We start from the raw sequence: 20,392 nt of genomic DNA, 5'->3' as shown, positions 1-20,392 counted from the left end.
CGGGCAACCGCCTTTCGCACCCGCACAGTTGGGAGGACCGTTGCCTCTCCGCAACCGTCTGAGACTTCTTGCGATATCCGGCCTCGCGCTGTTCACCGTTTCGGCGACGTTGCCGCCCGCCGCGGCCGACGCCTCGCGCTCCCACCGCCCATCGGGCGGCGGGCTGTCCGCCACGATCCGGTACACCGAGTACGGCATCCCGCACATCGTGGCGAAGGACTACGCGAGCCTGGGCTTCGGCAACGGCTGGGCCCAGGCCGCCGACCAGGTGTGCACCCTCGCCGACGGCTTCGTGACGCTGCGCGGCGAGCGGTCCCGGTACTTCGGTCCGGACGCGGCTCCGGACGGCTCACTGTCCGCCGCGACGAAGAACCTCTCCAGCGACCTCTACTTCCGCGGAGTCCGCCAGAGCCGCACGGTGGAGAAGCTGCTGAAGGCTCCCGCACCGGCAGGTCAGAGCCGTGACGTCAGGGAGCTGGAGCGCGGCTGGGCGGCCGGATACAACGCGTGGCTGGCGCAGAACCGGATCGACGACCCGGCCTGTCGGGGCGCCGCCTGGGTACGGCCGGTGACCACGCTGGATGTGGTGGCGCGCGGCTACGCGCTCTCGGTGCTCGCCGGTCAGGGGCGCGGCATCGACGGCATCACGGACGCTGGGCCGCCCACGGAGGGCTCGCGGCCGCCCACGGCTCCGACGCCGGACGAGGCGGCGGACGCGGCCCGGAGGCTGCTGTCGACGCAGAACGCCGACATGGGTTCCAACGCGGTCGCGTTCCGCGGGGACACGACGGCGAACGGGCGGGGCCTGCTGCTCGGCAATCCGCACTACCCGTGGCAGGGCGGACGGCGGTTCTGGCAGTCGCAGCAGACCATTCCCGGTGAGCTGAACGTGGCGGGCGGTTCACTGCTCGGCGCGCCCATCGTGTCCATCGGGCACAACGCGAACATCGCGTGGAGCCACACCGTGGCCACCGGTGTCCCGCTCAACCTGCATCAGCTCACCCTCGATCCGGCCGATCCGACCGCGTATCTGGTGGACGGCAGAGCCGAGCGGATGACGAGGCGCACGGTCTCGGTCGCGGTGAAGGGCGGCGGTGCCGTGACCCGCACGCAGTGGTGGACCCGGTACGGGCCGGTCGTCACCTCGCTCGGTGCCGGGCTGCCGTTGCCCTGGACGACGACGACCGCGTACGCGCTCAATGACCCGAACGCCGTGAATCTGCGATTCTCCGACGCCGGTCTCGGCTTCAGCCGGGCCCGCAGCACCGCCGACATCCAGGCCGCGCTGCACCGTACCCAGGGGCTGCCGTGGGTCAACACCATCGCCGCCGATTCGTCCGGGCATTCGTTCTTCTCGCAGTCGCAGGTGCTGCCGAGGATCACGGACGAGCTCGCGGCGCGGTGCTCCACCCCGCTGGGCAGGGCGACGTATCCGTCGTCCGGGCTCGCGGTGCTGGACGGTTCGAGGAGCGACTGCGCACTTGGTTCGGACCCGGAGGCCGTCCAGCCGGGCATCTTCGGGCCGGACCGGATGCCCACCGTGAAGGACGCCCCGTACGTGGAGAACTCCAACGACAGCGCCTGGCTGACGAACGCGTCCGCGCCGCTGACCGGCTTCGAGAGGATCTTCGGCACGGTCGGCACGCCCCGCTCGATGCGGACCCGGGGCGCGGTCGAGGATGTGTCCGCGATGGCGGCGAAGGGCCGGCTGACCGTGGCCGATCTGCAGGGCCAGCAGTTCGCGAACCGTGCGCCGGCCGGTGATCTGACCGCCGCGGACATGGCCGCGGCCTGCGCGGCGCTGCCCGGCGGCAGTGCGGTCGGCAGCGACGGCAGGGCGGTCGATGTGTCGGCGGCGTGCGAGGTGCTGCGGCGCTGGGACCGGAAGGTCGACACCGGCAGCCGGGGCGCGCTGCTCTTCGACCGGTTCTGGCGCAGGGCAACGGCTACGGTCCCGCAGGCCGAGCTGTGGAAGGTGCCGTTCTCCCCCGCCGACCCGGTCGGTACGCCGAACACGCTGAACGTCTCCGCGCCCGGCGTCACCAGGGCTCTCGCCGACGCGGTGGCCGAACTGCGGGCGGCCGGGATCGCGCTGGACGCCCCGCTGGGCGGGCACCAGTCGGTGGAACGGAACGGGAAGCGCATCCCGATCGGCGGCGGTACGGAATCGCTCGGCATCTGGAACAAGACGGAGCCGGTGTGGGACGCGGCGGCCGGCGGCTACCGGGAGGTGTCGGCGGGCTCCAGCTACATCCAGGCGGTCGGCTGGGACGGCAGCGCATGCCCGGTGGCGCGCACCCTGCTCACGTACTCCCAGTCCTCCGATCCGCACTCGCCGCATTACAGCGACCAGACCGAGCTGTACTCGGGTGAGCGGTGGGTGACGTCCCGGTTCTGCGAGAAGGACATCCTGCGCTCGCCCGCGCTGCGGGTCGTGCGGGTCCACGAACGCCGGTAGTTCCTCACGGTGCGATCGGTCGGTCCCTGCCCGCCCGGCGGGTGGACAGGGACCGACCGCGAGGAATCAGGGATCGACCGCGCGGAATCAAGGGCTGATCGCGCGGAATCAGGGGCTGATCGCGCGGAATCAGGGGCTGATCGCGCGGAATCAGGGGCTGATCGCGAGGAATCAGGGGCTGATCGCGAGGAAGACGAACGCGGCGAAGATCGACAGATGGACGCCGCCCTGGAGCAGGGTGGCCCGTCCCGGTACGACGGTCAGCGCGCCGACCACCACGGTGAGTGCGAGCAGCACCATATGGGTGGCGCCGAGGCCGAGATGGAGCGGTCCGTCGAGCCAGACCGAGGCGAGGGCGATGGCCGGAATGGTCAGACCGATGCTCGCCATCGCCGAGCCGAGGGCGAGATTGAGACTGGTCTGGACGCGCTCGCGACGGGCGGCCCGCACCGCCGCCAAGGTCTCCGGCAGCAGCACCAGCAGGGCGATGACGACACCGACCACCGCCTGAGGCATCCCGGCCGCCTCCACCCCGGACTCGATGGTCGGCGAGACGGACTTGGCGTCGCCGACGACCGCGACCAGCGCGACCAGCAGCATCACCAGGCTCAGGGCGGTGGCACCCCGGCCGGGCAGCGGCGCGTGGTGCTCGTCCGGCTTGAGGACGCCCTCGGGCGTGAGGGGCAGGAAGTACTCGCGGTGCCGCACCGTCTGCACGGCGACGAACAGCCCGTACAGGAAGAGTGAGGCGACGGCGGCGAACGCCAGTTGGGCGGTGGAGAACTCGGGGCCGGGTTTGCCGACGGTGAAGGTCGGCAGGACCAGGCTGAGGGTGGCGAGCGTGGCGACGGTCGCGAGGGCGGCCCCGGAGCCTTCGGCGTTGAAGACGACGACGCGGGAACGGACGGCGCCCACGAGCAGGGACAGCCCGACGATTCCGTTGCAGGTGATCATCACGGCGGCGAAGACGGTGTCGCGCGCGAGTGCGGACGTCTTGGGGCCGCCGTCCACCATCAGGGTGACGATGAGGGCCACTTCGATCACGGTGACGGCGACGGCCAGGACGAGCGAGCCGAACGGTTCCCCGACCCGGTGGGCGATGACCTCGGCGTGGTGCACGGCGGCCAGGACGGCGCCCGCGAGACAGAGCGCGACCACGGCGACGGCGAACGCCGGCAGTTCCCGTCCCCAGCTGAAGACCAGCGCGAGGGCGGCGACGATCGGCACGACCACCGTCCACCGGGTCGCCAGTGACCGGACCGTCGCGCTCGCGTTCATGGACCACACCCTGCCAGAACCGGTACGAAGGCGCTCGTCGGGCGGCGGACGGCCGGTGGTTCACGGGCTGGCGGTGGTTCACAGGGCCCGCTGGTGTCCTTCCCAGTACGGGTCGCGCAGCCGCCGCTTGTAGAGCTTGCCGTTGGGGTCGCGGGGCATCGTGTCGATGAAGTCGATGGTTCTGGGGCGCTTGTACCCGGCGAGACGCTGTTCGCAGTGGCTCAGGATCCCGGCGGCGAGCTCCTGGCCCGCCTCGTGTCCCGGGGCCGGTTCGACGACCGCCTTGACCTCCTCCCCCCAGTCGGGGTGCGGAATGCCGAAGACCGCGACGTCGGCGACCGCGGGGTGGCCGAGGAGGGTGCCCTCGATCTCGGCGGGGTAGATGTTGACGCCACCGGAGATGATCATGTCGATCTTGCGGTCGCGGAGGAAGAGGTAGCCGTCCTCGTCGAGGATGCCGAGGTCGCCGACGGTGAAGAAGTCACCGATGCGGTTCTTCCGCGTCTTGGTCTCGTCCTTGTGGTAGCTGAAGCCACCGGTGTTCATCTTCATGTAGACGGTGCCGAGCTCGCCGGGCGGCAGCCGGTTGCCGTCGTCGTCGAAGACGGCGAGTTCGCTGATCGGCCAGGCCCGGCCGACCGTGCCCGGTTTCTTCAGCCAGTCCTCGGCGGTGGCGAAGGCGCCGCCGCCCTCGCTGGCCGCGTAGTACTCCTCGACGCACCTCCCCCACCAGTCGATCATGGCGCGTTTGACGTGGTCGGGGCAGGGCGCCGCACCGTGGATGGCGTGCCGCATGGCCGTGACGTCGTAGCGCCGTCTCACTTCGTCGGGGAGGGCGAGGAGGCGGTGGAACTGGGTCGGGACCATGTGCGTGTGGGTGCAGCGGTGGGTGTCGATGAGCCGCAGCATCTCCTCGGGCGTCCATCGGTCCATCAGCACCAGCGGGTGTCCGATGTGCAGGGACGCGCCCGCGAACTGCAGAACGGCGGTGTGGTAGAGCGGCGAGCAGACCAGGTGGACGTTGCCGTCGAACGGTTTGATGCCGAAGATGCCGAGGAATCCGCCGAGGTGGCTGTCCTCGGGGAGCCGGCCGGAGAGCGGACGGCGGATGCCGCGCGGGCGGCCCGTGGTGCCCGAGGTGTAGTTCATGACCCAGCCCAGGGTGCGGTCGTCCGGGGCTCGTCCGGGCTGTCCTACGAGCAGTTCGGCGTACGGGCGGAAGCCGTCGACGGTGCCCACGGCGAAGCGCTGGGCCGCCGGCAGCTTCGCCTCGTCGGCGGCCTCGCTCACGGCCTGCGCGAACCGCTCGTGGGCGATGAGCACCTTGGCGCCGGAGTCGGAGACGATCCAGGCGATCTCGGGGCCGACGAAGTGGTGGTTGACGGGTACGAGGTAGAGACCGGCCTGGGCGGCGGCGAGATAGGCGGTGAAGAACTCGACGCCGTTGGGCAGCACGACCGCGAACGCGTCGCCCCGCCGCAGCCCGGCCGCGCGCAGTCCGTGGACGAGGCGGTTGGCGGCGGCGTGCAGCCGGCCCGCCGTCCAGCTCTCGCCGTCGGGTGCGATCAGGACCGTGCGGTCGGGGTCGGCGGTGGCCTGGGCCCAGAAGCCGTTGGGGGTTCGAGTCATGAGGCACTCCGTCCGGCGATGCGGTTGATCCGGTCCACGGCACGCTCGAAACCGCGGGTCAGGTCGTCGAAGACGGCCTGCACGCAGCGTTCGCTGTTCATCCGGCCGACGATCTGGCCGACGGGGGTGCCGAGCAGCGCGCCGGTCTCGTACTTCTGGATACGCGATACGGCCTCGGCCACCAGCAGCCCCTGGAGCGGCATGGGAAGGGTGCCGGGTCCCGCCGGGTCGTCCCAGGCGTCGGTCCACTCGGTACGGAGCTGGCGCGCGGGTTTGCCGGTGAGCGCGCGGGAGCGGATGGTGTCGCCGGAGCCGGCGGCGAGGAGTTTGCGGGTCAGCGCGCGGGAGTGGAGGTCGGCCTCCTCGGTGGTCAGCCAGAGGGAGCCGAGCCAGACGCCCTGGGCGCCGAGGGCGAGTCCGGCGGCGATCTGCTCGCCGCTGCCGATCCCGCCGGCGGCGAGGACGGGCAGCGGTCCGACGGCGTCGACGACGTCCGGGACCAGGACCATGGAGGCGATCTCGCCGGTGTGGCCGCCCGCCTCGTACCCCTGGGCGACGACGATGTCGATGCCCGCGTCGGCGTGGTGGCGGGCGTGCTTGGCGCTCCCGGCGAGGGCGGCGACGGGCACGCCCCGGTCGTGGGCGCGCCGGACGACGTCGGCGGGCGGTGACCCGAGGGCGTTGGCGAGGAGCCGGATGGGGTAGTCGAAGGCGACGTCGAGCTGGTTGCGGGCGACTTCCTCCATCCAGCCGGTGATGCGCCAGCCGGACGCCTCGCCCTCGGCGAGTTCCGGTACGCCGTGCTTGGCGAGGGTGTCCTGGACGAACTGCCGGTGTCCGGCCGGAATCATCGCCTCGACATCGGCCTCGGTCACCCCCTCCACCTTTTTCGCCGGCATGACGACATCGAGACCGTACGGCTTGCCGTCGGTGTGTTCCTGCATCCAGTCGAGGTCGCGCGCGAGGTCTTCGGGGGCGGTGTAGCGGACCGCGCCGAGTACACCGAATCCGCCGGCCCGGGTAATGGCCGCGGCCACCGCGGGGAACGGCGTGAAGCCGAAGATGGCGTGCTCGACTCCCAGTTTCTTGCTCAGCTCCGTCTCCATGGGCCGCAGGATGCCGCAGCAGGACAGCCGAGGGAAGAGATTTTCTGATGCTGTGTCAGATTCTTTGTGACGCAGGGGGCCTCCGTGACGGCGGGGGTGACAGTAATCTCTGCGGCGGCAGGAAGTTTCATTGTCGGACGAAATTTCGAAAGTTACTTTCGCGCAGCAGGAAGGGGTTCCGGATGACCGAGGACGCGGCGGGCAGAGGGATCAGCCGACGGAGGCTCGGGGGTGGAATGCTGGCCCTGGGCGGGGCACTCGCCCTGGCGCCGATTCCGTTCGCGGAGCGGGCGTCGGCCATGGAGTCGGGGGCGGGGTCGTCGGATATGCGCGCAGGAGCCCTCGGGAGCGCCGCGTCGGGGCAGGGCCGGCCGACGCTGCGGCGCGGACCGGCTGCCCATGCCGGGCTGCTTCAGGAGCCCCTGGATCAATTGGTCGCCGACGCGGAAAAGTTCCTCTCCGACTCCCCCAAGCACCCCTGGTACGCGGGTGCGGTGCTGCTCGCCGGGCGGGGCGGCACGGTGGCCCTGCACCAGCCGATCGGCAAGGCCGTGCGCTACGCGGCGTACGACGAGAAGACCGACACCGGAGTGGAGTTCCCGCCCGACCGGCAGATCCCCATGGCCGAGGACACCGTCTTCGACCTGGCTTCGGTCTCGAAGCTGTTCACCTCGATCCTGGCCGTGCAGCAGATCGAACGCGGGACGCTGGAACTGGAGGCGAAGGTCGCCTCGTACCTCCCCGATTTCGCCGGTGGCGGCAAGCAGGACATCACGATCCGTCAGCTGCTCACGCATACGTCGGGCTTCCGTGCCTGGATTCCGCTGTACAAGGCGCCGACGCGGGAGGGGAAGCTGCAACTGCTGTGGAACGAGGTGCCGGCCAGCCCGCCCGGCACGGCGTACCTCTACTCCGACCTCAATCTGATCTCGCTCCAGCTGGTCCTGGAGAGGATCACCGGCCGCACTCAGGATGTCCTGCTCCGTGAGCAGATCACCGCTCCGCTCGGGATGCACCGTACCCGGTACAACCCACCGGCCTCCTGGAAGCCGAAGATCGCCGCGACCGAGGACGCCCGGCTGCCCTGGTCCGGACTGGACCGCGGACTGGTCTGGGGCGAGGTGCACGACGAGAACGCGTACAGCCTGGACGGCGTGGCGGGTCACGCCGGAGTCTTCTCCTGCGCCTGGGACCTCGCGGTCCTTGCCCGGACGCTGCTCAACGGCGGGGTGTACGGGCGTGCGCGGATCCTCTCCGCCGAGTCGGTCGACCTGCTGTTCACCGACTTCAACACCGCGTTCCCCGGCGATGCGCACGGCCTCGGATTCGAGCTCTACCAGCACTGGTACATGGGGGCGATGGCCACGCCGCGCACCGCGGGCCACACCGGCTTCACCGGCACCAGTCTCGTACTGGACCCGACGACCGACTCGTTCCTGATCGTGCTCGGCAACTCGGTCCACCCGGTGCGCAGTTGGCGTTCCGGCAGCGCGCCGCGCGTCGCCACGGCCAACCGCATGGCGCGCGCCGTCGCGGTCCGTCCCGCGCGTGGTCGTACGGCGTGGTTCTCGGGGATGGCGAGCGCCGCCTCCGCCACGCTCACCCTGCCGGCACTGCGCCTCGCCTCCTCGCACGCCCGGCTGAGCTCGGCCCTGTGGTGGGACACCGAGCCCGGCTCCGACTCCCTCTTCCTGGAGGCGTCGGCCGACGCCGGGGCGACCTGGCAGGCGGTGCCGTTCACCACCGTACCGATGGCCGGTCGACACCACCCGGAGCCCGAACCGCATCCGACGGGCTCGCTCTCCGGCTGGTCCGGCCGGGTCTGGCACCGCCTCGACGCGGACCTCGCCGCATGGCGCGGCAAGGAAGTGCGGCTGCGGTGGCGGTACGCCACGGATCAGCTGTACATCGGGCGTGGGGTGTACGTGGACGCCGTCCGGGTCGAGGACGGCAACCGGACGGTCTTCGACGAGAGCCGGTCCGGGGATGCCGCGGGCATCGAGGCGCTGGGCTGGACGGTGTCGGCGGACTGAGTCGCGCCGGGCCGGGCCGATGGGACGCCGTGCCGGGGAAGGGCCGTCCCCCTTTCCCGGCACGGCAGCAGCGCGACGCAGCACGAGCCGGGTGGCACTCGACCGATCGGCGTGCCTCGTAGGCCCACCGCCCCCGCACGCCGTCGCGGGACCCCCACCGGGGGAACCGGGTGCGCCGCATCGGAGAATGCCCCGATGACCACATCACCGCAGACCTGGAAGCGCGTCGAGCGCCTGGACGCCGAGCGGATGGCAGCCGCCGTGTACGCCGGGGCCGGTGTGCGGCTGGTGGTAGAAGGGCCCTGTCCGGGCGGTGAGGTCGGTGCCGCGTACGTGCGGTGGCCCGACGGCCACCGGTCGGTCCTCAAGGCGCGGCCGGACACCCGGATCGAGGAGTTGCGGGCGGGTCCGCTGGCGGTGTGCGAGGTGCTGGGCGCTCGCGGGTATCCGTGCCCGTCGACGGAGTTGGCGCTCCAGGTGGACCGTGCGGTGGTGCTGGTCCAGCAGCTGCTGCCGGGGACACCCATGGAGCGTCTGGACCACCACGGGCTGAATCAGGCGCTCGCCCTCAACGCCTCGCAGGCAGGACTGCTGACCGAGCACCCGCATGTCCCGTCGATGAACCTGTACCTGCTCGACGACGGCCCCGGCTACTGTCTCCACGAGCCACTGCGTCGGCACAGCCGGCGCGGCGATGCCCTGGAGCGACGGATCAGGTCGGTGGGGGCCGGCCGTCCTCGCCTGCTGGCCGGACACGACGTCGTGCACCAGGACTTCCACCACGGCAACCTGCTCGCCGTGGACGGTACCGTCACCGGAGTCATCGACTGGGACGGCGCCGGACGGGGAGACCACCGTTTCGACCTGGTCACCCTGCGCTTCGGGCTGCACGCGAAGGAGCAGGCGCCGGGGGTCGTGCGTCGCCTCGACGACATCCTGGACGCCCTGCCCGAGGACATACTGCGTCCCTGCTGGGCCCATATGAGTCTGCGCATGACCGACTGGGCCATCCGGCACTTCGCCCCGGGCGATGTCGCACACTGGCTGGATCTGGCCGAACAGCGCCTGTGAAGGATCCGGTGCCGGCCGGACGCTGTAGGTTCCGGTCGTGATCCACGACTGGAAGAACGATCGAATAGGCAGTGCCCTGCGGGGCGGGAACCCGACCGTCCTGCGGCGCCTGGAGGCAGGATTCGCCGTGATCGGGGACGTGCAGTTCCTGCCGGGGTACTCGGTGCTCCTGGTCGACGAACCAGGAGTGGAGCGCCTGTCCGAACTCCCGAGGGCCAAGCGGCTGGCCTTCCTGTCCGACATGGACCGGCTCGGCGAAGCCGTCGAACGTGCCTGCCGCCGTACGGACCCCGCGTTTCGCCGGGTGAACCTGGAGATCCTCGGCAACACCGACGGGTTTCTGCACGCACACGTGTGGCCCCGCTACGAGTGGGAGCCGGGCGATCTGGTCGGCATGCCCGTCTGGCTGTATCCGCAGGACCGGTGGAGCGACGGACGTTTCGCGCTCGGCCCGCGACACGACGCACTGCGGGCGGCGATCGGCGAGGAGCTCGACCGGGTGGCGGCGGGAGGCAGGCGGCCCATCGGCCCCGCGGCGCCCGGCGCGCCGGCCACGGGAGCGGTGTGAAGACGGCTGCCGACCCGGCCGCGCCTCGCCTGGCGCCGCTACGGGTTCCCGCCTTCCGGCGGTTCGTACTCGCCAATCTCGTCTCGGCGACCGGGTCCGCGATGGCTCCGATCGCCCTGGCCTACGCGGTGATCGGGCAGGGTGGTGGCGCGGGTTCGCTCGGTGTCGTGCTGGCGACTAATTCGGTCCCGACGATCGTCTTCACCGTCGCGGGTGGTGTTCTCGCGGATCGGCTGTCGCGCAGCCGGATCCTGTTCCTGGGCAATCTGCTGGCCGCGGCGGCGCAGGGGGTGCTCGCGGCGCTCGTGGCCACCGGCCAGGCGGCGACCGCTTCGATCGCCGTGTGCGGCTTCGTGTCCGGGATCGCCACCGCCTTCACGGCTCCGGCCGCGGCGGGCGTCGTGGCGCAGGTCGTCGCGGCGGAACACCGGCAACAGGCCAACGCGTTGCTCCGGCTTCCGAGCAACGCCGTCAAGGTGCTCGGTCCCGTCGTCGGAGGAGTGATCGTCGCGATCGGCGGACCGGCGTGGGCGCTGTCGTGGGACGCGCTCAGCTTTCTGGTCGCGGCGCTCCTGCTGCTCGGCCTGCGGCTGAGCGCACCGGTCACGACGAGCAGCGCCCTGGCCGATCTGCGGACCGGCTGGTCCGGGTTCCGGTCCCGTACCTGGCTGTGGACGTACACCGCCGCGGGCACGGTGGTGGTCGCCGCGTGGCTGGCCGGTTTTCAGCTCCTCGGTCCCGTGATCGCGGCCGAGCACTACTCGGGGGCGCGTTCCTGGGGGCTCGTCCAGGGCGCGTTCGCGTTCGGGCTCCTGGCCGGGACGGTGGTGTGCCTGCGCTGGAAGCCCCACCGTCTGCTGGCCGTTGCCGTCGTCACCGGCTCCGGGCTCTGCCTGCCACCGGCGGCGCTGGGCTTCGGGCTGGCCCTGCCCTGGATCCTGCTCGCCGCCGTGCTCGCGGGCATCGGGCTGGATGTCGCCATCGTGGCGTGGAACACCGCACTCCAACAGCAGGTGCCCCAGGAGGAACTGGGCCGCATGAGCTCGTTCAACGGTGTCGGGGAGCGTATCGCCATCCCGCTCGGCTACCTCATCACCGCGCTCGCCGCACATGCCTGGGCCGATCGGACCGTGCTCCTGGTCTGTGCGGGTGCCATCGTGGCCACCACGGTCCTCAACCTCTGCGTACGGGACGTGTACCGCGTCAACCGCGTCTGAGCACGGCGGCGTGCACTCGACAGCGCACCGGGTGGGCCACCGGCTCAGACCGCCCCGGAGTCGTCCGGCTGGATGCCCGCCCGGCGGGACACGTCCTCGCTGTGCGCCAAGTGGCCGCGCCCCTTCTCGCCGAGCTGCCCGAGCACCCCGGCGAGCACGGTCTCGACGGTGGCCAGTGTCGGGACCATGCTGTCGTACGGCGAAGGCGCGGCGACATGGCTGGGCAGGACGACGTCGGCGAGGTTGGTCACCGGCGAGAGCCAGGCGTCGGTGAACAGGACGACCTTGCTTCCGCACTGCGCGGCCATCTCGGCGATGACGATCTTGTCCGGTTCGTAGCGCCGGTAGTCGAAGACCACGAGGACGTCCTGTCGGCCGAGACCCGCCAGGACGGCGGTCCGCTCCACGTCACGGTCCGGCAGGATGACCACGTCGCCGCGCAGTTGCATGAGGTGCAGCCCCAGGTACTGCGCCAGCAGATGGGTGAACCGGCCACCGGCCAGGATGATGCGGCGCTTGGGGTGGCAGAGCAGGGCGATCGCCGCCTGCACGTCGTGGGGCGGCAGTTCCCGCAGTGTGCGTGCGACCTCGGAGCTGAACACGTCCTGTCCGCCCTCGGGGTGCGCGGCGTCCCGCCCCTCCTCGTCCGGAGCGCCGGGTGGCGTGGTGCCGTATCCCCGTGTGCTGTAGAGCTGCAGAGGTGAGGCGGTGCGTTCCTCCAGCTCCCCCCGCAGCGCCGCCTGGAAGTCGGGGAACCCCTTGTAGCCCAGCCGGTTGACGAACCGGATGACCGTGGGCGCGCTCACCGCGGCGCGTTCGGCGAGCGTGGCCACCGTCTCGAAGCCGGCCGACGGGTAGCCGGCGAGCAGCACCCGGGCCACCTTGCGCTCGGCGGGGCTGAGGTCACCGAACCGTTGCCGGATCTCTTCGGCGAGTGAGGACATGGGCCGGGCGCCACCTTTCTGAAGGGGTTCAGGTTACGCGGACCGGCGTGCTCCGGGTATCCGGGTCAGCCGTCGTCGTGGCGCCGAGTGCGGTGATCAGCGCCGCGAGCAGGGCAACCCGGTGCGGGACCGTCGTCACGTCCAGCCACTCCTGCGGGCTGTGGTCGCCGCCGCCGACCGGGCCGAGGCCGTCGAGCGTCGGCACCCCGGCTCCGGCAATGGTGTTGGCGTCGCCGACGCCACCGGTGGCGGCCGCTCCCAGGTCGAGGCCGAGCTCCGCCCCGGCCTCCCGGGCACGGGCGAACACGGCGCGGGCCGCCGGGGTGTCCTCCATGGCCGGGCATGCTTCCGTCTGCCGCACGGTGGCCGTGGTGCCCGGTACGGCCAGCTGGGAGGCGGCCACCACGATGGCCTGCCTGGCGCACTGGATGCCCGATTGGGTCGAGGACCGTACCTCCACGTGCAACTCGGCCTCGGGGCAGACGATGTTGATACGGCTGCCCGCCCGGACCATCCCCACATTGACCGTGACGTCGCCCCAGAGCCCGTTCATCTCCTGGCAGGCGATGAGCAGATGAGCAGCGGCCAGTGCGGCGTTCGCTCCGCGTTCCGGTTCGATGCCTGCGTGGGCGGCCCGTCCCGTGACGGTGATCAGGAAGTCCGCCACCCCCTTGCGGGCGATGACGAGGTCGCCGTTCTCCCGGGCGCACTCCAGGCCCAGCCCGTAGTCGACGCCCGCGGCGAGCTCCGCGGTCACCCGGCGGCTGGCCGGGGAGCCGATCTCCTCGTCGGGGGTGGCGAGGAAGACGATCTCCGCGAAGTCCGTGATCCCGCGGCGCAGCAGGATCTCCACGGCGGTGAGGCCGGCCAGCAGGCCGCCCTTGTCGTCGCTGACTCCGGGGCCGTGGGCGAGCCGGCCGTTGCGGGTGAAGGGGCGCCGCGCCGCCGTCCCGTCGTCGAAGACGGTGTCCAGGTGTCCGGCGAGAAGGATGCGCCGTCCGCCCTGTTCGGCGGGGATCCGGCCGCGCAGCCGCCCGACCACCAGGTCACCGAAGCGCATGTCGCGGCCCGGGACCGCGACGGGCGAGCGGTCCACCTCGAACCCCAGGCCGGTCAGGCGCCGCGCGGTCCATGTCGCGACGCGATTGACTCCTTCGGGGCTGTACGAGCCGGAGTCGATGGACACCAGATGTTCCAGGTCCGCCAGGTAGCGGGGCCGGCGGGCGAAGGCGTCGGACAGCAGCAGGGCCGCCGTGCCCCGCTGCGATACCTCGGGCATCACAGGACCTTCGACAGGAAGGTGCGGGTGCGTTCCTGCCGGGGATCGCCGAGTACCTGCCGGGGGTCACCGGCCTCGACCACGACACCGCCGTCCATGAAGACGGCCGTGTCCGCGACCTCCCGGGCGAATCCGATCTCGTGTGTGACGACGACCATCGTCATCCCTTCCGCGGCCAACTGCCGCATCACGTCGAGCACTTCCCCGACCAGTTCCGGGTCCAGGGCCGACGTCGGTTCGTCGAAGAGCATCAGTTTGGGCTTCATCGCGAGCGCTCTGGCAATCGCGACGCGTTGCTGCTGGCCGCCGGACAGCTGGGCCGGATAGCGCTCGGCACGGTCGGCGAGGCCGACCCGTTCCAGCAGCCGCAGCGCGTCGGCACGTGCCTCGGCCCTGGTGACGCCCGCGACCTTCACGGGCGCCTCCATGACGTTCTCCAGCGCGGTCATGTGCGGGAACAGATTGAACCGCTGGAACACCATCCCGATGTCGCGGCGGGCGCGGGCGATCTCGCGTTCCTTCAGCTCGTACAGCCGATTGCCCTGCTGCCGGTAGCCGACCGGGGCGCCGTCGACGGAGAGGCTGCCTCCGTCGATCTTCTCCAGATGGTTGATGCAGCGCAGGAACGTGGACTTCCCCGAGCCCGAGGGGCCCAGCAGGCAGCAGACGCGGCCGCGTTCGACGGTCAGGTCGATGCCCCGGAGCACGGAGACCTTCCCGAAGTGTTTGCGCACGCCCTCGGCGTGCACCATCGGCGTTTCCACTCTCAGCCCTTCGTGTCGGTCGATGTGGCGGGGCCGGTCCGGGAGATCCGGAGCGCGGCGCCCGTGACGAGGCGTCGCAGCGGCCCGGCGGCGGGGGCGGCGGGTGCCGTGCCGCGGCCGTAACGGCGCTCCAGCCAGGACTGCGGCAGGCCCAGTGCCGTGACGAGGATCAGGTACCAGATGCTGGCGACCACGAGCATGGGGATGACCTGGTAGTTCTGGGCGTACACGTCCTGGATGTTGGACATCAGGTCGTGGGCGGAGATCACCGAGACCAGAGCGGTCATCTTGAGCATGTTGATCGTCTCGTTGCCCAGCGGGGGGATGATGACCCGCATGGCCTGGGGCAGCACGATGCGCCGGGTGGTGAGCGCCGGTCGCATGCCGAGCGACTGGGCGGCCTCCGCCTGTCCCGGGTCGACGGACTGGATACCCGCCCGGACGATCTCGCTCGCGTACGCCGCCTCGTTCAGCCCCAGTGCCAGGAGTGCGGCGACCGCGGGGGTGAGGACCGTGTTGGTGTCCAGGTCCAGGAAGGTGATGTGGGTGAACGGGATGCCGATCAGGATGTGCTTGTAGAGGGCGCCCGCGTATCCCCAGAAGATGATCTGGACCAGTAGCGGGGTGCCGCGGAAGACCGAGACGAACGCGTTGGCCAGGGCGCGGAGTACGGGGTTGGACGACAGGCGCATCACGGCCACGAGAACGCCCAGCCCGAGGCCGACAGCCATGGCTGCCGCGGTGAGCCACAGGGTGGTGGCCAGGCCGTCGAAGACGAGGCCGGCGAAGACGTAGTGCCCGACGATGTCCCAGTGCAGGTTCTTGTTCCCGGCGAGGGAGCCGGTCAGGCCGACGAGGGCGGTGAGGGCCGCCGCGGCGGCCAGCCATCGGCCCCAATGGCGGATCGGTACGACGGTGAGGCTCGCCTCGGCGGGCGGTGCGGTGGCCTGGGCGCCGCGTACGGCCCCGGCGGGTGTGAGGGCGCTCATGTCAGGACACCGCCGCGTTCTTGGTGGCCTGCTTCACCGCGATGGAGGCGGCGCCGTACTTGTCGCAGATCTTGTCGAGTGTGCCGTCGTCGATGAGTGCCTGCAGGGCCTTCCGGATCGCTTCGGTCAGCCCGGGAAGCTGTTTGCCGACACCGATGCCGTTGGGTGTCGCCTCGTAGCCGCCGCCCGCGGCGGGGTCCTCTACGGCCTCGAAGGCACGGCCGCCGTCGGCGGTCTTCGCCGTCCAGCCGGCGCCGGGCTTCGTCACCAGGTCGGCGACCACCTTCCCCGAGCGCAGGGCGAGTTGGGCGTCGGAATCCTTCGGGAACGTCTGGATGGAAACCGCGTCCTTGCCCGCTTCGGCGCACGTGGACTGGTGCTTCTTCAGCACTTCCAGCTGGTGGCTGGCGGCCTGGGTACCGACCTTCTTGCCGCAGAGATCGTCGAGCCGCGCGATCCGGTCCGGGTTCCCTTTGACCACGAGGATTCCGGAGCCCGATACGGAGTAGTCCACGAAGTCCAGGACCCGCTGGCGTTCCCTGGTGTCGGTCATGGCCGACAGGACCGCGTCGAACTTGCCGGCCTGGATGGCGGGCACGATGCCGTCGAACTTCTGGGCGGTGAAGGCGAATCGCACCCCCAGCTTGGCGCCGAGCGCCTGGCCGAGGTCGTAGTCGAGCCCGGTGAGCTCGGGCCGCCCCTCGGTCTTGAACATGACGAACGGCGCATACGGTACGTCGGTGGCCACCCGGACCGTGCCGCTGGACCTGACGGCCGCGGGCAGGGACGCGTGGAGTTCCGCGTCGCGGGTGACGTGCACACCCGCGACGGCCACATCGCCCGCGGGAGCGGCAGCACCATCGGTGGCGCCGCCCTCTCCGCATGCGGACAGCGCCGTGGACGATGCGATCAACAGTGCAGTGGCCGCTACTGCGCGGCGGACTGGGCGGGTGTGCAACACGAACCCCTCTCGCGGAACTGCCGTGCGGCTGCTTCACCGCCGACCGGATGCCCGCACGTTACATGTCGGATCCATTCTGGCCATACTGTAATGCCCGTAACGGATCAATAACGGTCGGACCCGGTGGCGAAGCTGGCCACCACCTGCGAATTTCCCACCCTTTGACGCAGCCTTCGCATCACGCACCTCGCCGCACCTTCGTTTCAGAACGTCGATCTTCATGGAGATCCGTAACGCATCCGAACGCGTGACGTTGCCGTTGCCCGTCGGCGGGTGACACTCACATCAGCCCGGCCCGGTCAGTAGGAGTGGTCGGCGGTGACGTCGGCGGAGAGGTGGAGGGTCTGTTGCGCCGTGGTTGCGCGCAGGGCGAGAAGGGTCTGGGCGAGTGCGTCGACGGCGACGAGGTGGGCGATCCGGCTGGCCGTGGTTTCCAGCCCGAAGACGAGGTCCTGTCCCCCGGCGACGAGGGTGTGCGTACAGGCCTCGCTCAGGGGTGAGTGTGCGTAGCTGGTGAGGCCGACGACCTCGGCCCCCGCACGGCGGGCGCGGCGAGCGGTGTCGACGGTGCTGCGGGTGGCGCCGGTGTGGCTGATGGCCAGGCACACCGCGCCCGGGGGCAGTTGGGCGGCGGCGAGCTGAGCGGTGAGGGGGTCGGCGGGGGCGTCGACGACGCACCCGAGGGCGCGCAGGCGGTAGGCGGCGTCGGCGGCCACGGCGGCCGAGAGGCTCGCCGCCGCGACCACGACGCGGGGCGCGGCATCCAGCGCGGTGGCCGCGGCGAGCAGCCGGTCGGCGGTCAGCGTGGTGGCGAGGTCGTCGAGGGCTTCGCGGGAGGCATGGATCGTGTCGGCCAGGGCGCGGGCGGCCGGATCGTCGTGGGGGTCCGGCGCCGGTGCGCGGGTGGGGCCCTGGCGCGCCGCCGCGATCTTGAGTTCCTGGTAGCCGCGGAAGCCGAGGCGCTGGCAGGCGCGGACGACCGATGACGGTGCCGTGCCGGCCAGGGCGGCGACGTCGCTGACGCTGAGCCCGACGAGGTCGGCGCCCTGGTCGAGGATCACCTGCGCGACACGGGCCTCGGTCTCGCGGAGCTCCGGCAGCTTGGCCCGTACGTGAGCGCCGAGCCGGTACACGTCGGCGGAATTTTGTTCAGAGTAGCGCGGAATCCTATTCCAGATAGTCTGCTGCCGCCTGGAGCCGCCCCCTGTTCGCACAGCTCAAGCCGGTCTGCGGGATCGGCCTGACGGGCGGCGCCATCTCCTTGCTCGCCTACGGCCTCGTCATCTGGGCCCAGGCCCACGGCGATCTGGCGACCGTCGCCGCCCTGCGTGAAACCAGCATCCTGATCGCGGCGCTGATCGCCACGCTCCTCTTCCGTGAGCGCTTCGGCCGTCTGCGCCTCACCGCCGGCGCGGTCGTCCTCGCCGGCAGCACCGTTCTCGAACTCGCCCACCCCTGAGCGCGGGCACCGTGCCGGGCCCTGAACATCGGCACCCTTACGCCGAGCGGCCCGCCACCCGCTGCCCGGCCGCGGTCGGCACGTCGGCCGGCGTCGACGCCGGGGCCGGGGCCGTCGACTCCCGTACGACCAGCCTCGGCCGGATGAGCAGTGACCGTCCCGCCGCAGGCGCCGAGTCGATCCGGGCCCTCAGCTGCTGGAACGTCTCCGCCGCCATCTCCGGCAGCGGCTGGCGGACCGTGGTGAGCGGCGGTTCGAAGAGGTCGGCGAGAAGGATGTCGTCGAAGCCGACCACGGAGATGTCCTGTCCGGCGTTGCGCCCGGCATCCTTGGCGCCCCGGCAGATCCCGATCGCGCACATGTCGTTGATGGCGACGAACGCGGTGGGCGGACGCGGGCCGCCGAGGAGCTCCCTGGCAGCGTTGCGCCCCAGTTCGGCCGCGTCCTTGTCACCGTACTCGGTGGTCTCGGCGCCGGGCCAGACGATCGCGTCGGCCGGGTCGAGACCCGCCGACTCCAGGGCGGCCCGGAAGCCGCGCAGCCGTTCGCGGCGGTTGACGCTGTTGACCGAACCGGAGACGAAGGCCAGTCGGCGGTGGCCCAGTTCGATCAGATGGCGGGTGGCGAGTTCGGCGCCCATCGCGTTGTCGACACTGATGGAGGCCAGCGACGGCGGGTCGCCCGCCTGGGCCGTGCGGTCGAAGGCGACCATCTTCAGCCCGCGGCTCAGCAGCGGTGTCACATGGTCGAGCGAGGGCAGCGAGGAGCACAGCACCACTCCGCTCACCCCGTCCGCGAGCAGTTCCTCGCCGTACTTGAGCTCGCGGGCCGCGTCGCGCTCGCTGTTGCAGAGCAGTACGTGGTACCCCTCGGCGAGCGCGATGGCCTCCAGCTCACGGGCGAGCGCCCCCCAGAAGGGGTTGGCGACCGACGGCACGATGAGCCCGATGACCTTGATGCGGCCGGTGCGCAGCATCCGGGCGGCGCGGTTGGGCCGGTAGCTGAGCTGCTCGATCACCTGCTCCACGCGGGCCAGCGTGGCCGCCTGCATACGGTCCGTACGCCCGTTGAGGACGTTGGAGACCGTGCTCGCGGAGACCCCCGCGGCCTCCGCGACCTGATGGATCGTTACCCCGCTCATGCCACCTCCGGTTCGGAACCCGTCTGACCCTACCAGTGTATCGATTTACTTAACTTCGTTTACCGGTACACCCGTTAACATCCCTGAAAATTCATGTGCATCAGCTGTTGACGTCGCTCTCACGGCGTTCCTAGCATCAGTGCATCGATTTACCAGCGCTTCTCAGCCATGGCCGGGATGCCATCGCTGGATCGATCCACAGTCTCCACCTCAAAAGGGGTGTCCCATGGAACTCAAAAGACGGTCGCTGCTTGCTGCCATCGGCGCCGGCACCGCTGCCGCCGCCCTCAGTGCGTGCGGCACCGGCACTTCGGCGGGCGGCTCCGCCGACGGCCCCGCCGACGGCGAGATCACGCTGCTCACCCCGATCTACGAAGGCGCCGACGGCAAGACGCTGTTGGAGAAGGAGATACTCGGCGGGTTCCGGAAGAAGTATCCGGACGTCAAGGTGAACGTGGACTACACCACGTACGAACAGCTCAACGAGAAGATCACCACGGGGCTCGCGGGCGGTCTGCTGCCCGACGTGCTGATGATGGGCGTGGGCTGGATCCCGCCGTTCGCCGCGAAGAAGGCGATCGCCGAGCTGCCGGAGAAGTTCGCCACCGCGCACGACTACGAGAAGCGGGTGCTGGAGCCGTCCCGGTACGACGGCAAGCTGTACGCGCTGCCGGTCGTCCTCGACACCCGCATCGTCGTCTACCGCAAAGACCACTTCGCCGAGGCCGGCATCAAGAAGACCCCGGCGAACTGGGCCGAACTGCGCGCCGTGGCCAAGCAGCTGACCAAGGACGGCCGGATCGGTTTCGACCCGTTCTCCATCCATCTGCGCCAGTGCTGGGAGACCTTCCTCTTCGCCAACGGCGGCCAGCTGTTCAGCGCGGACGGCAAGAAGGTGCTGTTCACCGACGCCCGCGGGGTCGAGGCGCTGCAGTTCTTCAAGGACCTGATCAAGGACGGCTCCGCCGTCTACGCCAAGAAGACGGACCTCGGGGCCCCGACCAACGTACAGACCGGCAAGGCGTCGATGATGATGACGTCCAGTGCGCTGTGGAGGCAGGTCGGGGAACAGAATCCGGAACTCCTCAAGGACGACAAGCTCGGGGCGTTCGTCCTCGCCAACCGCAAGCCCGCGATGCTCCAGGGCGGCACGCTCGTCACCCAGTCCGCCAGTTCCAAGCACCCGGCAGCGGCCCGTGCCCTCGTCGAGTACCTCGCGACGCCCGAGTCGATCCTCGGTGCGGCCAAGCAGCGAGGTTCGGTTCCCGGGCTGAAGGATCTCAGCGACTCCAGCTATGTGAAGGAGAACAAGTTCGTCGATCTCTCCCTGCAGAGCATGGGTGACGCGTGTTCGGAGGGCGGCACCGCTGCCTGGATGGAGATCCGCGAAAAGATCAAGCCCACGCTGGAGCCCGCCATCGTGGGCGGCCAGTCAGCGAAGGACGCCATCGCGGAACTCGGCCGGCTAGCCGAGGCCGCCATCGGCCGGATGTAA

Annotated in this window: 17 protein-coding genes; 7 read left to right on the top strand and 10 right to left on the bottom strand. The window is 70.7% G+C overall.

The window, feature by feature from the left end:
- The first annotated feature begins 40 nt into the window (after positions 1-40).
- Positions 41-2,458, top strand: a complete 2,418-nt coding sequence (locus OG520_RS37285) for a penicillin acylase family protein (protein ID WP_406016065.1) — start codon at positions 41-43, stop codon at positions 2,456-2,458.
- Positions 2,459-2,629: 171 nt separating this feature from the next.
- On the opposite strand, the gene OG520_RS37280 is transcribed toward OG520_RS37285, so the two are convergent.
- The 3 genes from OG520_RS37280 to OG520_RS37270 all read right to left on the bottom strand — a co-directional run bounded on the left by OG520_RS37280 (position 2,630) and on the right by OG520_RS37270 (position 6,471).
- Positions 2,630-3,736, bottom strand: a complete 1,107-nt coding sequence (locus OG520_RS37280; RefSeq protein ID WP_399331614.1) for a calcium:proton antiporter — start codon at positions 3,734-3,736, stop codon at positions 2,630-2,632.
- 78 nt (positions 3,737-3,814) lie between these two features.
- A complete protein-coding gene (locus OG520_RS37275; RefSeq protein WP_406016064.1) occupies positions 3,815-5,365 on the bottom strand; it encodes an acyl-CoA synthetase in 1,551 nt (516 codons plus the stop codon).
- On the bottom strand, positions 5,362-6,471 hold the full coding sequence (locus tag OG520_RS37270) for a nitronate monooxygenase (protein ID WP_399331610.1): 1,110 nt from the start codon (positions 6,469-6,471) through the stop codon (positions 5,362-5,364). The genes OG520_RS37275 and OG520_RS37270 overlap by 4 nt, the downstream gene beginning before the upstream one ends.
- A gap of 182 nt (positions 6,472-6,653) precedes the next feature.
- On the opposite strand from OG520_RS37270, the gene OG520_RS37265 reads away from it, so the two are divergent.
- From OG520_RS37265 to OG520_RS37250, 4 genes are all read left to right on the top strand, one after another.
- Positions 6,654-8,504 carry a serine hydrolase gene (locus OG520_RS37265; RefSeq protein ID WP_406016063.1) on the top strand — a complete coding sequence of 617 codons (1,851 nt, stop codon included), beginning with the start codon at positions 6,654-6,656 and terminating at the stop codon, positions 8,502-8,504.
- A gap of 195 nt (positions 8,505-8,699) precedes the next feature.
- Positions 8,700-9,575 carry a phosphotransferase gene (locus OG520_RS37260; RefSeq protein ID WP_406016062.1) on the top strand — a complete coding sequence of 292 codons (876 nt, stop codon included), beginning with the start codon at positions 8,700-8,702 and terminating at the stop codon, positions 9,573-9,575.
- Positions 9,576-9,612: 37 nt separating this feature from the next.
- Positions 9,613-10,143, top strand: coding sequence for a diadenosine tetraphosphate hydrolase (locus OG520_RS37255; RefSeq protein WP_389982404.1), 531 nt, complete (start codon positions 9,613-9,615; stop codon positions 10,141-10,143).
- Positions 10,140-11,360: an MFS transporter gene (locus OG520_RS37250; protein ID WP_406016061.1), complete on the top strand. Its 1,221-nt coding sequence runs from the start codon at positions 10,140-10,142 to the stop codon at positions 11,358-11,360. Before OG520_RS37255 ends, OG520_RS37250 begins: the two co-directional genes overlap by 4 nt.
- A 44-nt stretch (positions 11,361-11,404) precedes the next feature.
- On the opposite strand, the gene OG520_RS37245 is transcribed toward OG520_RS37250, so the two are convergent.
- The 6 genes from OG520_RS37245 to OG520_RS37220 all read right to left on the bottom strand — a co-directional run bounded on the left by OG520_RS37245 (position 11,405) and on the right by OG520_RS37220 (position 17,430).
- Complete coding sequence (locus OG520_RS37245; protein WP_399331600.1) at positions 11,405-12,304, bottom strand: MurR/RpiR family transcriptional regulator; 900 nt, start codon at positions 12,302-12,304, stop codon at positions 11,405-11,407.
- Positions 12,305-12,332: 28 nt separating this feature from the next.
- Positions 12,333-13,583 (bottom strand): M20/M25/M40 family metallo-hydrolase, encoded by a 1,251-nt coding sequence (locus tag OG520_RS37240; RefSeq protein WP_406016060.1) that lies wholly within the window; start codon positions 13,581-13,583, stop codon positions 12,333-12,335.
- A complete protein-coding gene (locus OG520_RS37235) occupies positions 13,583-14,335 on the bottom strand; it encodes an amino acid ABC transporter ATP-binding protein (protein ID WP_389982416.1) in 753 nt (250 codons plus the stop codon). The genes OG520_RS37240 and OG520_RS37235 overlap by 1 nt, the downstream gene beginning before the upstream one ends.
- 14 nt (positions 14,336-14,349) lie before the next feature.
- Positions 14,350-15,336 (bottom strand): amino acid ABC transporter permease, encoded by a 987-nt coding sequence (locus tag OG520_RS37230; RefSeq protein ID WP_399331596.1) that lies wholly within the window; start codon positions 15,334-15,336, stop codon positions 14,350-14,352.
- Between the two features lies 1 nt (position 15,337).
- Positions 15,338-16,249 (bottom strand): ABC transporter substrate-binding protein, encoded by a 912-nt coding sequence (locus OG520_RS37225; protein WP_406016059.1) that lies wholly within the window; start codon positions 16,247-16,249, stop codon positions 15,338-15,340.
- A gap of 347 nt (positions 16,250-16,596) precedes the next feature.
- Positions 16,597-17,430 (bottom strand): MurR/RpiR family transcriptional regulator, encoded by an 834-nt coding sequence (locus tag OG520_RS37220; RefSeq protein WP_406016058.1) that lies wholly within the window; start codon positions 17,428-17,430, stop codon positions 16,597-16,599.
- Positions 17,431-17,501: 71 nt separating this feature from the next.
- Between OG520_RS37220 and OG520_RS37215 the strand changes: the two genes are divergently transcribed.
- Complete coding sequence (locus OG520_RS37215; RefSeq protein ID WP_406016653.1) at positions 17,502-17,756, top strand: EamA family transporter; 255 nt, start codon at positions 17,502-17,504, stop codon at positions 17,754-17,756.
- 37 nt (positions 17,757-17,793) lie between these two features.
- Here OG520_RS37215 and OG520_RS37210 read toward each other — a convergent pair whose 3' ends face one another.
- The gene (locus tag OG520_RS37210) at positions 17,794-18,897 is read right to left on the bottom strand and encodes a LacI family DNA-binding transcriptional regulator (protein ID WP_399331588.1); all 1,104 of its coding nucleotides are present in this window, start codon (positions 18,895-18,897) and stop codon (positions 17,794-17,796) included.
- A 226-nt stretch (positions 18,898-19,123) separates the two neighbouring features.
- Between OG520_RS37210 and OG520_RS37205 the strand changes: the two genes are divergently transcribed.
- On the top strand, positions 19,124-20,392 hold the full coding sequence (locus tag OG520_RS37205) for an ABC transporter substrate-binding protein (RefSeq protein WP_406016057.1): 1,269 nt from the start codon (positions 19,124-19,126) through the stop codon (positions 20,390-20,392).

The sequence above is a fragment of the Streptomyces sp. NBC_00984 genome, from assembly GCF_045162475.1.
Classification (GTDB): domain Bacteria; phylum Actinomycetota; class Actinomycetes; order Streptomycetales; family Streptomycetaceae; genus Streptomyces.
The sequence above is the reverse complement of the archived record's forward strand: the minus strand, read 5'-3'. Positions and strand labels throughout refer to the sequence as shown.